Below are 13,828 nucleotides of genomic sequence, written 5' to 3' on the forward strand. Positions count from 1 at the left end.
AACGGAGCCCGCCACAAGGTGCCTGATCATCCATGCAAAGACTCTCCTGATGAGCCTTAGTCGTGCCGTTCGTCATCCCTGATTGCCGCCGGAACGCTCTCGACTGTTCTCGTTGTGTCGGCCTGCGGTTCCGGGGGAGCTGCCAAGTCCGATGGGCCTGACACGAATTTCGTGACCCTCGAGGGTGGCATTTCTACCGTTGCCAAGGGGAAGCGCGCGGAGGCTGGGACGCTGGCGGGCGAGACGGTGGATGGCGAGAAGCTTGACGTTGCCGACCTCGAGGGCAAGGTCGTCGTACTGAACGTCTGGGGCTCCTGGTGTCCGCCGTGCAGGGCCGAGGCGCCACACTTTGCCAAGGTCGCGAAGGAGCTCAAGGGGAAGGGTGTGGAGTTCGTCGACACACCCGTGACTTCAACAAGCAGCCGGCCCGGCTTTGAGGATGACTTCGGAGTCTCGTATCCGAGCCTCTACGACCCACACGGCAAGCTGATCCTCAAAGGCTTCCCAAAGGGGACGTTGGTTCCACACGGCATTTCCTCGACGGTTGTGCTGGACCGTGAGGGAAGGATCGCCGCCAGCTCTCTCCAGGCTCTCTACGAAGGGAAGCTCAGGTCCATGGTCGACCCGTTGGTCGCCGAGAAGTGATGCCAAGCATCGTATGTGGCACGGCTGAATGCCTCAATTACACCCAGCGGCCTGTACCGATGAGTACCGGATGACCGCCCGCAAGATCATCCAGCACATACCGGAAGGCTAGACCCCAGACGAACGTTCAGGGAACAATCGTGGACCTGTTGCTCGAACCTCGTCCCACCCCTCGCCGCGACGCATGACTCCGTGACTTGAGGCTTTTCGGTTTCCCCAGGAGACCTGGCTGCGTCTCCGCGGGCAGTGACTGAACCTCAGCCCTCAGGAAGGTCGCCAGTCCCTCAATGAAGCCAGTGGTCAGAGCAGTCTGACTAGCGAGGCAGTGACTGAAGTGACTCAAGTCTCCATACATGACCTAGACATGTGGGTACTGCCTGACTCCTGAGCCGTGGTGGCTGGCGCCGCGAGAGGTCTGTCTTAGGCATCCTCTTCAGCGCATTGACAGGGCTGGCTTACCGCCAGGAACGCCTCGGTGCTTAAGAGAGCAGGAGCGGTAGGCAGGGACGCAACGTCGATACAGGGTCTACGCAGCGTACGGAGTTTGGTTCACAGGGACCAACGACGAAGCGACGGTTCCAACGCACACCTGATGCTTTGCTGCGTGACGGGAGGACTGCAACTAGAGGCTAGTTCAGTCCCTGCTCGTTGAGTCCCTCAGAAAAGATGCAGGTCAGAGCCCCTTCTCTATCCAGAGAGGGACTGAAGGGACTGAACTTTGCTACTTCCATCATTCGCATGCGTGTGTGTATGCGCGGGCGTGAAGCATGACTGTAGTGATGTCTGGCTCATAACTACAGATCTGAGTCCCTTCAGTCCCTCCGATCACCGGCCTGTGCCCCCGACCAGCGGGTTTGTGTAGTGACTCAAGGGACAGGGACGGAAAGTGTGCGTACAGGGCCAGCCCCTAGGGTTCAGGGGGGCGGGGGACCGGGGGAGGAGGGGCATAGTCGTGAGGGACTGAAGCTCCTGCTAGGCAGCGGAGTTCCCCGTGGCTCGCCCAACGATGAAGACCGCCACTTCTCAAGATTCGGGCAAAATGGCACAAACAGCCCGAACCGAGGGACCGAAGGGACTCAACTTTGCAAGAACGCCGATGTCTTCGGTGAGTCGCGCACGTCGCTGCGCTAACCTCCGGCATAGTGAATCTTGAGTCCCTTCAGTCCCTACGGAGTCAAGCAGCCACCCGCAGTGGAGGCCGGTAGCCCTCCTGAACGACCCCGACACACCGTCAAGGAAGAACCAGTGCCCGTCCACCCCGAGGATCAGCCGTCACAGGCGACGACCGGACGGACCCAACTGGACATCGCCCTGTGGCTGGCGAAGCACGGCTACCCGGTCCATCCACTGGTTCCAGGAGCTAAGACTCCCGCTGCCAACTGCCCCGACTGCACCCGGGTTGACCACCCACCGTACGAGTGCCGCTGCCATTCACAGCGCGGCTGGTGTCACGGTTTCCACGCGGCCACCATTGATCGGGACACCATCAGGCACTGGTGGCAATCGCAGCCTGAATTCGGTGTAGGCGTGTCCTGCGGGCCCGCAAGGCTGGTTGTTCTAGACGCAGACACCCACACCACAACCCTTCCCAGCCGTGACCGGCTGCTGCCTGGCATCCCCATTCACACCGAGGTCGACCTCACCAGGTTGCACAGCGGATTTGACACCCTTGCCCTTCTGGCGGCCATCCGCAGCCGGCCCAACCCCTGCGAGGACACCACAACCCTCCGAGTACGCACTCCCTCAGGAGGCATGCACATCTGGTACCGCGCGCCCCGAAACGGACCACGCTTCAGGTCCTCCAGCGGATCCAGCAACAAGGCGGCCCTCGCCTGGCAGGTCGACGTCCGGGCGACCAACGGCTACATCGTCGCCCCTGGCACGCGAACGGCAGCAGGCACCTACACGGCCCTGCCCGGAGCCCGCCGACCCGCGCCACTTCCTCTTTGGCTCATCGCCGAGCTCACACGCACCGGCCACAGCCTCGACACCTCACGCGCCCCAGCCCCCGCAGCCGCCTCCCCTCGGCCCAGCCTGCGGACCCCCCGCCCCGCTAGAGACGGCCAACGCGTTCTCGCCTCACTCATAGCGGAAGTCCGTGCCTGCGAAGCAAGCCCTTCTGGCATGGCCTTCACCGAAAAGCTCAATCGCGCAGCCTTCACCGCCGGGGGACTCGCTCAGGCCGGCCACCTGGCCGAGGCTGAATGCCGCAGCCTCCTCCTCCAGGCCGCCGCACACGCTAGGCCGCACCAAGCCCGCAGAAATGCTCTCATCATCGAAACCGGCCTGCGTGCTGGCAGCGCCCGCCCCATCCACCCCAAGGAACGCACATGAGCACCGCCGGAAGCACCGGGTTCAACGCCCAGGCGGCGGCTGAACAGCTCGCCGCGTTCGCCGCCCAACCCCCCGAGATCTCACGGCGCCTTCCGCCGCAGCAGAGCTCAGACCCGACGCCGGATCCTGCGGACTTCGTTCAGTCCGGACTCCTCAACAGCCTTAGCGACAGGGGAAACGCAAAGCTGTTCGCTCACCTCCACCACGACCGGTTCCGTCACGTGGAAGGACTGGGCTGGTACGTGTGGGACGACTACCGATGGAAGCGCACAGGCGGCGAGAAGGCCGCAATCTGGGCCGCGGGAGACATGGCCGAAGAGCTCCCCTCCCACGACCCTCGCGGCGTCTTCACTGACCGAGAGCTCGCCCAGCACCGCAAACGCGCCATGTCCACCTCCGGCGTGAAGGCAATGCTCACCCAGGCAAAGGCCTCACCCGAACTCGCCCTCGATCCCGACACTCTCGACGGCGACAAGTACGCCCTGTGCACCCCCGCCGGTGTGGTCGATCTACACACAGGCGAGCTGCGCAAGCCAGACCCCACCCGTGACCTCCACTCGCGTGCAACCTACCTGGCACCCGAGCCGATGCCCACCCCGCGATTCAAGGCCTTCCTCATCCAGACATTCGGCGACGACGACAAAGGCAAGGAGATGATCAACTTTCTGCATCTCCTGCTGGGCTACTCGATCACCGGAGACGTCGGCGGGCAGGTCCTTCCCTTCCTCTATGGCGTCGGCGCCAACGGCAAGTCCGCTCTTCTTGACGTCGTCATCAAGATTCTCGGCGACTACGCCGACGTCGCACCTCCCGGCTTCCTCATGGAACGCGGCAAGTTCAACGAGCACTCCACAGAACTGACCGAGCTCCACGGACGCCGGCTCTTCGTCTGCAGCGAACTCAAACCCCACGACAAGTTCGACGAAGCCCGCGTCAAGCTCCTCACCGGCGGTGACCGCCTAAAAGCCCGGCGCATGCGCCAGGACTTCTTCAGCTTCGAGCCCACCCACAAACTCTGGCTCCTTGGCAACCACCGGCCAGAGGTCGGAACCGGTGGCCACGCCTTCTGGCGCCGCATCCGTCTCATCCCATTCGAGCGCGTCGTGCCCGACCATCGAAAAATCGACAACCTCGCAGATGTCCTCGTCCGCGAAGAAGGTCCCGGAATCCTGCACTGGATGATCCAAGGAGCCAAGGCCTACCTCGCCGCCAAGCCGCCACTCACCGGCCCCAGCGTGGTGCGAACAGCCACCCAGGCCTACGCCACCACCGAAGACCACATCGGGCGATTCCTCTCCGAATGCTGCGTCGCCGCCACCGACCTCGACGAACCACGCGACCTCAAAGTCGAACAAGGCGCCCTCTACCGCGCCTACAGCACCTGGTGCCAAGACGGAGAAGGCCTACGCCCGGCCACGACCCGCGCCTTCGCCACCCGCATCAGGGCCGAGGTCGGCGTCGCCTCACCCAGCGACATGCTGCGCTCGAACGGACAGAAGTTCTATCCCGGCCTCGCCCTCATGGCCGAGGACGAGTCAATCCGACGCGAGGCAGACGGGTAAGCCACGTATGACGCCAGGACGCGTCCTCCCACAAGGCGACCGACACACATACCATGGACAAGGAAGATGAGCCGAGCCACGCAAGCACCGAGCCCCGCAACGGCTGGCCGTATAGCACCATCGGCGCCGAGCACGGCGTGGAGGAACCCGGGCCCACTGGTGGCCGACGTGACCGAGGAGGGACCCAAGCCATGAGTTCGCTACTGACGGCAAGCGATCTCACCCACGAGGACAACGTGGTGTGGCTGGAAGACCCCGAGGAGCTCGACTACGTACGCCAGGCGCTGGACAAGACTCCACGCCGCCGGGGCAAGCCCCGCTACCATCGTGACGGACGCATGATCGGCTTCGCAGAACTCAGCGACACAGCCGAGGCCGATCCCGACAGCGGACTCCAGAAACGCCGAGTCTTTTACCTGCTGCCGCACGACCGAGACGCCGAGCCCGACGGCCTGTATCGGGCAGGTGCGCCAGGAGAAGCAGTCGACCCTCGCACGATTCAGCCCGGACACGTCGGCAGCAAAACTGCCCGATCGCAGCGAGGATCAGCGACTCCAGTTGCGTGACCGCCCCATTAGTCCCATCGGCCTCAGCCAAAGCATCTGGCATAGGAGCTTGCGGGCACCGGGGGCCCGCAAGCGCAAGTGACCCAGTTCCTGTAATGCCGTTGACCGGATCCTGAACGAGATGCTCCGCACCCAAGATCAAGGGCATCGGCAGCCTGCAGCAGCTCGCCGGCTTCCTCATCAGCAGCATGGTGCTGCTCGCCACCACCCCCGCGTCCGCGACCACCACAGGAGCGGACGTAGCTGCCACCACTCTGCACACCGTGGGGGAGGGCGGCACCAGCGCCACGCGAGGTGCCAAGACCTCCGCGCGCGCCGACGAAGCCGACTGGCCCCAGCACACGGTCGCCTCCTGGCCTTGTGCACGAGAATGTCTCGTGCACAAAGTCAGTCGCCTCCACCACCGAGCCGTCGTGGGACCTCGCGGAGGATTACCTCGGCGACGGCAAACGCTGGCAAGACATCGCCGCGCTCAACCCTGAGATCCTTCAGCTGGTGGCCGGCGACCAGTACCGCCCAAGGGCGCCGTCATCCAGCTGTCGGCCGACGCCCGGCCTGTTGCCACCGCCACCAGACCCACCCCAACAGCCCTTCACCGGAGTCGGTGACGCACTACCACGCTGAGGTGCACAGTGCCGAGGCGGCTGGTGGCGGGTGTACTCCCCGTCGGGCACCTTGCCGACGGGGAGAGCCGGGAGTGCGCTGGCCGGTGGTGACCTTGAAGGGCTGCGGATCCAGCTGGTGGCCGATGCCGGAGCTGCGGTCGTGGTCCTGCTGACGGCGGCCGGGTTGTCGGTGTTCAAGTCCTGTGAAATGACCCGGAACGGGATCCGGCGCCGCCGGCGCGAGCAGGGCGCGAGTTTTGCTGGTGTCGGTCTGAGACCGCGCATGAGGAAGGGCCGCCGGACATCCGCCCGGCGGCCCTTCCTCGAAAACGGGGGTCAGCTGCTGACCGGCTCGGTGTCAGCGGCGGGCTCCTGGGCGGCCGGGGCCGAGGACTTCTTTCCCTTCATCAGCAGGGCGGTGGCCAGGGCGCCAACCGCGGCGATCGCGGCCGCTCCGAGGAAGGCGCTGCTGAACCCATCGGTCAGGGCAGGCAGGTCGCCGAGGCGGTTGGCGCCCCGGGAAGCGGCGAGGGCGGTCAGCGCGGCCAGGCCCAGGGCCGAGCCGACCTGATAGGTGGTGTTGACGATGCCGGAGGCCAGGCCCGCCTGCTCCGGCGGTGCGCTGGCCATCGCCGACATCAGGGCCGGGATGTAGGCCAGGGACATGCCCGTGGCCGCGACCAGTGAGGCGGGCAGGACGTCCACCAGGAAGGTGCCGGTGGGCTCGACCGCCGACAGCCACACTAGGCCGGCGGCCAGGACCAGCAGGCCCGCCGCGATGAGCGGCTTGGGCCCGAAGCGGCCCAGCAGACGCCCGGTGAGGGTGGTCATGAAGACCATCAGCAGGGCGGTCATCGGCAGCAGGGCCGCGCCGCTGGCGAAAGCCCCGTAGCCCAGGACCTGCTGGAGGTAGAGGTTCAGGAAGTACCACATCGGGATCCACGCGGCACCCAGCAGCGCCATCGCCAGATTGGAGATACTCAGGCCCGGGGTGCGCCAGATGCTCAGCGGCATCAGCGGCGCCTTTGACGCCTTCTGGAGGAGCAGGAAGACGGCCAGCAGAACGGCGGCGCCGGTCAGCTGCAGCAGGGTCTGCGCGCTGCCCCAGCCGGTCTCGGGGGCCCGGACGATGGCGAAGACCGCGAGGGCAAGGCCGGTAGTGACCGCTGCGGCGCCCAGGACGTCGATCCCGCCCCGGCGACGGCCCACGGCCGGAAGCAGGCCGGTGGCGGCGAGGGTGGCGATGCCGATGGGGATGTAGATGATGAAGATCCACGGCCAGGACGCCCACTGCGTGAACACCCCGCCGAGGAACACGCCCGCCGTACCGCCGGCCGGTGCGGCCGCGCCGTAAAGAGCGAGGGCCTTGCCGAGTTCCTTGGGGTTGTGGCCGAAGAGCATCATCAGCAGCGTCATCGACGCGGGTGCGATGAGGGCTCCGCCCGCTCCCTGCACGGCTCGACCCACGATCTCTACCCCGGCGCTGCCAGCCGCAGCGGCGACGACGGATCCGGCCGTCAGAACCACCCAGCCAGCCGCGAAGACGCGCCGTGCGCCGAGGAGGTCCGAGAGGCGGCCGCCGAGCAGGAGGAGTCCGCCGAAGGCGATCACATAGGCGTTGAAGACCCAGCTCAGGTCGCCTTGGGTGAAGCCCAGGTCCCGCTGCATCTGCGGGAGTGCCACGCCGATGATCGACGTGTCCATGATCACCATGAACTGTGCTGTAGCCAGCACGCCCAGCGCCCACCAGCGCCGGGGATTAACCGTTGACGTTGACACCGCTCTGCCCTCCACCGAATCCTCAATACCCCCTGGGGGTACCATGTGCCGCTGAGGCAGAACGTTATACCCCCTAGGGGTATTCCGGTAGGGGAGGAGATTCTCTCGGCCCGGCGCCGGATCGCTGACAGGGCCCCTGGCGGTTGAGTCACCCGAGGGCGCCGAGGAGGTCGCCACACGCCTGCTGGCAGGAGCGGCAGGCTTCCGCGCAGATGCGGCAGTGCTCGTGCATGTCCGCATGGCGGGAGCACTCGTCTGCGCAGGCCTTGCAGGCGGCGGCACAGGCGGTGAGGATCGCGGTCGTGATGCGGGCGTCGTAGCCGGTATGGCGGGAGAGGACCGCGGCGGTGGCGGTGCAGATGTCGGCGCAGTCCATGTCGGTGCGGATGCACTTAGCGAGGTCGCCGACCATGCCCTCGGAGAGGCAGGCGTCCTGCCCGGACACGTCGGCTACGCCCTCACCGGACGGCGGGGCCTGACCGACGCGGACATGCTGGAACTCCTCGCCCCCTACGCCGGCCAGCGCCACCGCGCCGCCCGCCTCATCCTGCTTACCGGCCGCATCCCCTCCCGGCGGGAGCCCCGGGCCCCGCTCGGACGTATCGACCGGCTCTGACCCGAGCTCGCCCGCGAGGCGCAGTACGGCTGTTACTCGCTGGGAGTCCGCAGGGCCTGGTCACGGGCCAGGTCGCCCGCGGCCCGGCCATGCGGGGTGAGGTCGAGCTGCTCCAGCTTCATCAGGTAGCCGACCGCATCGCGGGCCTCGGCCGCGGTGAGCAGCGGCAGACGAGGATGGTTGGGGTATTCGCCGTACAACGGCTCAGCGGGTTCCACGCAGGGGCAACGGCCGGCCGCCTGCGAGAGACACGCCTCCCCGAACGGTCAGGCCGGTTTCCGACGTCGTGAGGCGCAGTCTGACCATCACGACCTCATCGAAGCCGCAGCGCTCCAGACGCAGACGTGCGCCGGGCAGGTGAGGCTGCCCGGCGCACACGGTTCATACGGGTCGGCTGGTCCTGCTGTCCGCCGTGGACGGGCGGACGTAGGGAGTGCCGACGGTCGAGTTAGCGGCGGTGGTGGTGACGGCCCCAGGACTCGGTGTCGACGGTGCGGCCGTGGTCGTTCTTGAGGGTGGCCGTGTCGTGGTTGTTGTTCCATACGTAGTTGCGGCGGTCCTGGTAGAGGTCGGTGCGGGAGTCGCGGCCCTCGCCGGTGTGGATGCGGACGGTGGCACGTCCGTTGAGGCGGTAGTCGCCGAACTTGTAGCGGTTGCCGTCCTCGTCCTTCAGGACCCAGCCCTTGAGGTTGATCGCGTGGCGGGTGTTGTTGGTGAGCTCGACCCACTCATTGTTCAGCGACCGGTTGGAGCGGTTGTCTCGTCCGGGGCTGTCGGCCTGGACCCGGCTGATCTCCACCTTCGGCTGACGCTGGCGGTCGCCGTCGTGGGCGGCGGCCGGCAGGGCGACGGCAGAGACGATGGCGCCAGCCGCGAGGGCGGTGGCGGCGATGCGGCGGGCGGTCGAAGAAGCAGACATGTGTGATGTCCCCTCAAGAACAGAGCCCCACAAGCCGATACATGCTGGTGGGAGCGGTGTTGATCTCGGTCCGGTTCGGGCCGAGGACCTGAACTCTGCGGCCGGCCGGGGTGCGGCGACAGGCGAACCGGGGTCCGTTACCGATCACGGATATTTCCGTAACTGTCGCCTGTATCGATCACACATCCGCCGCGGGCGTGGCCCTGACATTAACTGCCCGTTACACCCACCCGTTGAAAGATCAAGAGCAAGCCCTTGCGAGCGCCCGGCGCACTACTGGGCGCACCTCCGGCGCACTCTGCCGACCGGGCGATGTGGGGAGGTAACAACCGTTCTGCACGTTTCTTCGCACACCTGCGACGCACTCGCACGCAGGGGCGAGGCGTGGACGGCGGCGGACTATCGGACGGCGAGTGGGCGGCCTCTGTGAAGGCCGTGCTCGGGGCCGCCGAAGGGCCGTCTTGCTGAAGTCGGCCCCACCTGGCTGCTCGGCCACGGAGTAACCCCCGCAGGGCGCGGTGTCGGTGGCAGCGCCTAGCTTTTCCGCATGACTGATCAGGAATGGACGGGAGTCCGTCAGCGGGTCGAGGCTTTGGGGGCGTCTCTCCATGGCAACGAGGTGTTCGGGGCCTTGGGGCACAAGTGGGTTCTGGACGAACCGCTCAGCAATGCCGAGCTCGCTGAGCTTGAGGCACAGATGAAGGTGCGGCTACCCGCGGAATTTCGATCCTTCCTTGCTCGCGTCGGCGCCGGTGGCGCAGGTCCCGCCTACGGCGTCTTCCCGGTGCGGCGAGTGCAAGGCCGCTGGCGGTGGGAGGGCGATGGCTCTGAGCTGACAGACCTGACCCGGCTTGCTGAGCCGTTTCCGGAGCAGGGTCCGGATCCCAAGCTCCTGGAGGAACTGGCGGCCGAACAGCCCGAGGAAGAGGACTTCGAAGAGACGGAGGAGTTCGACGACGCCATCAAGGCGTGGGACGAGCGCTGGGACGGCGTCATGTTCAACCCTGATCGCACTGTCGGCGCCATCGTCATCTCCACCCGTGGCTGCGCCCTGCGCGACTGGCTCGTCATCAGCGGACCGCACCGAGGCACGATGTGGTCCGACGACCGGGCCGACGAGGTTGACTTGGCCCCACATCTAGACGACGACGGGACTCCAATGACGTTCGCCCGTTGGTATACCGACTGGCTGCACCAGGCCGAGCGTTCGCAACCGCGCGACTGAACGCGACGATGCTATGGCCGGCAGTTCAAGTACGGCCAAATCCGCTGCGGTGGTCGCACACCCTGGGCTCCGCAGGGCGTGAGCACGGCGCTTGACCCGGACGGGCGACCGTTCCGGGACGCGCTAGGAGCCGCCGACAACCTCGATCGGTGCCGCAGCATCGCCGACCGTGCGCCGCACCCGCACCCGGAACCCCTCCCGCAAGTCCTCCTCCGACCACAGGCGCCGGTCCACGGGCAGGTGCGCCCACTGCAACCCGCCGGGCAACTCCCGGGTGGCACACAGGACGACCATGCCCGGCGCGACGTCCCCCGGCCGGTGCTCATGCCCCTGCCCCATCCACTGCTCCCTCCCTCTTGAGCCACTCCTCAACCCCAGGCTGCCGCGCGAGGGAACGTCCGTGCAGCCAGGGGTACGTGGCGGACCGTTTCCCCGGTGAACTCCTTCACCCGCCCGGCTGAGCCCTCCGCGAAACCTCTGGTCAACCCCCGGTGTTGGCCGATATCTCAGCGTTCATGATCAAGAACATGGCTTGCGGCCTCGCCACGCTCTCCCTCGCCCTCACCCCGCTCGCCGTCCCCGCCACTGCGCAGGCCACACCCGCCGCGCCGGCCCGCGCCGAGGTCCTCGCCCTGGCCGACGCCCTGGAACTCGTCGCCGTCGCCGACGAATCCCGCGCGGGATACACCCGCGACAAGTTCAAGCACTGGAACGCCGGCCTCGACCTCGGCGACGGCTGCAACACCCGCGCGGAGGTACTCCTCGACGAAGCCGCCGAAGCCCCAGCCGTCGCCACGGGCTGCAAGCTGTCCGGAGGGGAGTGGCTGAGCTATTACGACGGCCAGGAGGTCGCCGACCCCCCCCAACTCGACATCGACCACATGGTCCCCCTCGCCGAGGCCTGGGACTCCGGGGCCTCCACCTGGGACGCGAGGCGACGGGAGGCCTACGCCAACGACCAGGACGCCGCCACCAGCCTCGTCGCCGTCACCGCACGGTCGAACCGCGCGAAGGCAGACCGGGACCCCGCCGAGTGGATGCCGCCGCTCCCGGACGCCCACTGCCGCTACGTCTCCGAATGGACCGCGACCAAGCTCCGCTGGGGCCTCACCGCAGACCAGGCCGAAGTCGACGCACTGAAGGTCTACGCCGACGGGCCATGCGAGACCGCCGTCGTCCACTACACCCCCGCCCCGTAACGGGAGGAGCGGCGCGGGGCGCAGATACTCGGGTGCCCCGGCCACGCGCCGCTCTGTACCCTGCCGAGGCAGTCGCCTTCGTCTAGTGGCCAAGGACGACGTACACCGGTTCGCCGGATGCGTTACCCGGGTTCGAATCCCGGCGGTGGCTGCCTCTCACCACGCCCCATGCCGGCCCGGCTCCGGGTCCGGCTAGGACGCCCGCGGGCGCCTTCTTTGCCGGAGCCTTCTTCATCGGCATCTCGTGCACCGTCGCGTGCCCGCCACCGGCACAGGTCTCGCCGCGGGCCTTCTTCGCCTTGGCCACGGACTCCTCCAGCGCGGCCATCAGGTCTACCACCTGGCCGACGGGCTCCGCGTCCGCGCCCTCCGGGGTCGCCGGGGCGCGGTCCTCCGCCTTGGCCGCGATCACCTCGATCAGCGCCTCGCGGTACTGGTCGGTGAGCTTTAGCTCGTCCAGGCGCTCCACGGAGAGGGCATCCATGAGCGCCATGGCCTCGGCGATCTCCTTCTCGGTCAGCTTCACCTCGTCCGGCACCGGCTCGGACGGATCGCGTACCTCGTCGTCCCAGCGCATCGAGTGCAGGATGAGGGCGTCGCCGAGCGGGCGGACCAGACCGAGACGCTCCCGGCCCCAGATCGCGAACTGAATGCCCTACGCGTCTACATCTGATGGGAGCCCTACAAGGTCTCCGACCTCAACTGACAGCTGCCTCGTGTCGTCACCCCGCCTGAGAGGTGACGACAAGATCCTGCGGTGTCGCCCGCGAGTCCATGCGCGGATAGTCGGTGTACCCGTCGCCACCATGGGTGTAGAGATTCGCTGCGTCGATGGTCTGGAGAGGAGCGAGCTGCTCGAATCGTCGGGGCAGATCAGGGTTGGCGATGAACGCCCTGCCATACGAGACGAGATCGGCCCGCCCCGTCTCCAGGACGGCTTCGCCCTCTTCCTTGGTGGTGGGCTCCCGGTTCTCGCCGACGTTGGCTATCAGGGCCCCATGCCAGTAGGCACGCAGATCGGTGAGAGCGGGATAGCGATCGTTGTCGGTGAGGTGCAGGTAGGCCAACCCGAGGCCGTCCAGCGCCTCGACCAACGCGCGATAGACCGGTCCAGGGTCGGCCTCCTCCATGCCGAACTGCGGATTGCCGGGTGAGAGGCGCAAGCCGGTCCGCTCCGGCCCTATGGCCTCGGCGACGGCGGTGACGACTTCGACAGCAAAACGGATGCGGTCCTCGATCGTTCGGCGTCCGTACTCGTCGTCCCGAAGGTTGGTGTTGTCGGCCAGGAACTGGTGAATGAGGTAGCTGTTCGCGCCGTGCAGTTCTACGCCGTCGAAGCCGGCGTCGATGGCGTTGCGCGCCGCGGCGACATGATCCAGCACGGCCTGCCGGATGTCCTCACGCGTCATCGCGCGTGGGGATACCGGATCGGCCTTGCCGCCGTCCCGCACATGCACGGGGCCTGGCACCGGCACCGGGGACGGACCTGCGGGAATGTCTGCCGTGAGCCGTGAGAGCGGATGCCCTTGACGGCCACCGTGCATCAGCTGCGCGAAGATCCGCCCACCGGCCGCATGCACGGCGTCTGTCACGGCCCACCACCCTCTGACGTGCTCCGGCGTCTCCAGGCCGGGCATGCGCCACCCTGCCTGACCCGTACGGCTGGGCCAGATACCCTCGGTAATGATGAGGCCGGCGCTCGCTCGCTGTGCGTAGTACTCGGCGACGACGGGCAGCGGGGTGCCGTCCTCCGCGGCGCGGAAGCGTGTCATCGGTGCCATGACGATGCGATTTGGGAGGCGGAGGGTACCCAGATCATACGGTGTGAGCAGCAGTGTGTTCGTCATGACGGTAGGGTAGAACCTGACATCAATGTGAGGTTCAAGGGAAAAACACGTGATCAAGGTGAGGCCATGCGAATCGGAGAACTGGCCAATCGCACCGGGGTGAGCAAGCGATCCTTGCGCTACTACGAAGAGCAGGGCCTTCTGACCGCGGAGCGCACCCCGGGCGGTCACCGGGACTACGCCGAGAACGCGGTCCACCGGGTCATACGCATCCAGGAGCTCTTCGCGGCAGGTCTGTCAAGTAGCAAGATCGAGCAGCTCCTGCCCTGCATGCGCGACGCCGACGGTGGCCCCTCCCAGACCGCCACCCCGAGACTGGTCACCGATCTCACCCTGGAGCGGGACCGAATCGACCGCATGATCGACGACCTCCTCCGCTCGCGCAGGGCCTTGGACAACGTGATCGACGCGGCGTCTGGTTCGTAGTCACAGTCGCCGTTGGTGAAGCGTCCGGCCACAGCAGAGCCGGAGGGGCCTCTACAGTGACGCCGACAGAGACTGCGGAGGCGCGGACGGTGGCCAGTGTGGCCA

At 66.9% G+C, this 13,828-nt stretch carries 12 protein-coding genes, 1 tRNA gene and 3 pseudogenes; 10 read left to right on the plus strand and 6 right to left on the minus strand.

The window, feature by feature from the left end; genetic code table 11:
* Positions 1-171: 171 nt before the first annotated feature.
* The 5 genes and pseudogenes from ACF1G2_RS30200 to ACF1G2_RS30220 all read left to right on the plus strand — a co-directional run bounded on the left by ACF1G2_RS30200 (position 172) and on the right by ACF1G2_RS30220 (position 5,107).
* Positions 172-645 (plus strand): TlpA family protein disulfide reductase, encoded by a 474-nt coding sequence (locus tag ACF1G2_RS30200; RefSeq protein WP_391801342.1) that lies wholly within the window; start codon positions 172-174, stop codon positions 643-645.
* Between the two features lie 1,245 nt (positions 646-1,890).
* Positions 1,891-2,583, plus strand: a pseudogene (locus tag ACF1G2_RS30205) (bifunctional DNA primase/polymerase); the annotation flags it as partial.
* A 186-nt stretch (positions 2,584-2,769) separates the two neighbouring features.
* Positions 2,770-2,979 (plus strand): hypothetical protein, encoded by a 210-nt coding sequence (locus ACF1G2_RS30210; RefSeq protein ID WP_391801442.1) that lies wholly within the window; start codon positions 2,770-2,772, stop codon positions 2,977-2,979.
* Positions 2,976-4,541 (plus strand): phage/plasmid primase, P4 family, encoded by a 1,566-nt coding sequence (locus ACF1G2_RS30215; RefSeq protein ID WP_391801343.1) that lies wholly within the window; start codon positions 2,976-2,978, stop codon positions 4,539-4,541. Before ACF1G2_RS30210 ends, ACF1G2_RS30215 begins: the two co-directional genes overlap by 4 nt.
* Before the next feature lie 191 nt (positions 4,542-4,732).
* Complete coding sequence (locus ACF1G2_RS30220) at positions 4,733-5,107, plus strand: DUF6009 family protein (RefSeq protein ID WP_361677809.1); 375 nt, start codon at positions 4,733-4,735, stop codon at positions 5,105-5,107.
* A 941-nt stretch (positions 5,108-6,048) separates the two neighbouring features.
* Here ACF1G2_RS30220 and ACF1G2_RS30225 read toward each other — a convergent pair.
* Positions 6,049-7,536 carry an MFS transporter gene (locus tag ACF1G2_RS30225; protein WP_391801344.1) on the minus strand — a complete coding sequence of 496 codons (1,488 nt, stop codon included), beginning with the start codon at positions 7,534-7,536 and terminating at the stop codon, positions 6,049-6,051.
* 103 nt (positions 7,537-7,639) lie between these two features.
* Positions 7,640-7,924 (minus strand): annotated as a pseudogene (locus ACF1G2_RS30230) (four-helix bundle copper-binding protein); the annotation flags it as partial.
* Here ACF1G2_RS30230 and ACF1G2_RS30235 point away from each other — a divergent pair.
* Positions 7,925-8,107 (plus strand): annotated as a pseudogene (locus tag ACF1G2_RS30235) (DNA-3-methyladenine glycosylase 2 family protein); the annotation flags it as partial.
* A gap of 32 nt (positions 8,108-8,139) precedes the next feature.
* Here the strand turns inward: ACF1G2_RS30235 and ACF1G2_RS30240 are convergent.
* Together ACF1G2_RS30240 and ACF1G2_RS30245 are read right to left on the minus strand one after the other, a co-directional pair.
* Positions 8,140-8,325, minus strand: a complete 186-nt coding sequence (locus ACF1G2_RS30240) for a hypothetical protein (RefSeq protein ID WP_391801345.1) — start codon at positions 8,323-8,325, stop codon at positions 8,140-8,142.
* Between the two features lie 230 nt (positions 8,326-8,555).
* A complete protein-coding gene (locus ACF1G2_RS30245) occupies positions 8,556-9,026 on the minus strand; it encodes a lamin tail domain-containing protein (protein ID WP_391801346.1) in 471 nt (156 codons plus the stop codon).
* Positions 9,027-9,573: 547 nt separating this feature from the next.
* On the opposite strand from ACF1G2_RS30245, the gene ACF1G2_RS30250 reads away from it, so the two are divergent.
* Entirely contained in the window at positions 9,574-10,251 is a 678-nt protein-coding gene (locus tag ACF1G2_RS30250) for an SMI1/KNR4 family protein (protein WP_391801347.1), read from the plus strand.
* 123 nt (positions 10,252-10,374) lie between these two features.
* Here the strand turns inward: ACF1G2_RS30250 and ACF1G2_RS30255 are convergent, their stop codons facing one another.
* On the minus strand, positions 10,375-10,590 hold the full coding sequence (locus ACF1G2_RS30255) for a hypothetical protein (RefSeq protein WP_391801348.1): 216 nt from the start codon (positions 10,588-10,590) through the stop codon (positions 10,375-10,377).
* 176 nt (positions 10,591-10,766) lie between these two features.
* Between ACF1G2_RS30255 and ACF1G2_RS30260 the strand changes: the two genes are divergently transcribed.
* Together ACF1G2_RS30260 and ACF1G2_RS30265 are read left to right on the plus strand one after the other, a co-directional pair.
* Complete coding sequence (locus ACF1G2_RS30260; RefSeq protein WP_391801349.1) at positions 10,767-11,450, plus strand: HNH endonuclease family protein; 684 nt, start codon at positions 10,767-10,769, stop codon at positions 11,448-11,450.
* Between the two features lie 68 nt (positions 11,451-11,518).
* Positions 11,519-11,604, plus strand: a tRNA-OTHER gene (locus ACF1G2_RS30265).
* A 568-nt stretch (positions 11,605-12,172) separates the two neighbouring features.
* Here ACF1G2_RS30265 and ACF1G2_RS30270 read toward each other — a convergent pair.
* Positions 12,173-13,297, minus strand: a complete 1,125-nt coding sequence (locus ACF1G2_RS30270; RefSeq protein ID WP_391801350.1) for an alkene reductase — start codon at positions 13,295-13,297, stop codon at positions 12,173-12,175.
* A gap of 66 nt (positions 13,298-13,363) precedes the next feature.
* On the opposite strand from ACF1G2_RS30270, the gene ACF1G2_RS30275 reads away from it, so the two are divergent.
* On the plus strand, positions 13,364-13,723 hold the full coding sequence (locus ACF1G2_RS30275) for a MerR family transcriptional regulator (protein WP_391801351.1): 360 nt from the start codon (positions 13,364-13,366) through the stop codon (positions 13,721-13,723).
* Positions 13,724-13,828: the final 105 nt, after the last annotated feature.

Source organism: Streptomyces sp. NPDC013457 (assembly GCF_043089925.1).
Taxonomy (GTDB): Bacteria; Actinomycetota; Actinomycetes; order Streptomycetales; family Streptomycetaceae; genus Streptomyces.

Bases quoted from the DNA above. Each gene is read 5' to 3' on its own strand.
- ACF1G2_RS30210 (WP_391801442.1), top strand. From the start codon at position 2,770: ATGGCCTTCACCGAAAAGCTCAATCGCGCAGCCTTCACCGCCGGGGGA.
- ACF1G2_RS30215 (WP_391801343.1), top strand. From the start codon at position 2,976: ATGAGCACCGCCGGAAGCACCGGGTTCAACGCCCAGGCGGCGGCTGAA.
- ACF1G2_RS30220 (WP_361677809.1), top strand. From the start codon at position 4,733: ATGAGTTCGCTACTGACGGCAAGCGATCTCACCCACGAGGACAACGTG.
- ACF1G2_RS30225 (WP_391801344.1), bottom strand. From the start codon at position 7,536: ATGGTACCCCCAGGGGGTATTGAGGATTCGGTGGAGGGCAGAGCGGTG.
- ACF1G2_RS30245 (WP_391801346.1), bottom strand. From the start codon at position 9,026: ATGTCTGCTTCTTCGACCGCCCGCCGCATCGCCGCCACCGCCCTCGCG.
- ACF1G2_RS30250 (WP_391801347.1), top strand. From the start codon at position 9,574: ATGACTGATCAGGAATGGACGGGAGTCCGTCAGCGGGTCGAGGCTTTG.
- ACF1G2_RS30255 (WP_391801348.1), bottom strand. From the start codon at position 10,590: ATGGGGCAGGGGCATGAGCACCGGCCGGGGGACGTCGCGCCGGGCATG.
- ACF1G2_RS30260 (WP_391801349.1), top strand. From the start codon at position 10,767: ATGATCAAGAACATGGCTTGCGGCCTCGCCACGCTCTCCCTCGCCCTC.
- ACF1G2_RS30270 (WP_391801350.1), bottom strand. From the start codon at position 13,297: ATGACGAACACACTGCTGCTCACACCGTATGATCTGGGTACCCTCCGC.
- ACF1G2_RS30275 (WP_391801351.1), top strand. From the start codon at position 13,364: ATGCGAATCGGAGAACTGGCCAATCGCACCGGGGTGAGCAAGCGATCC.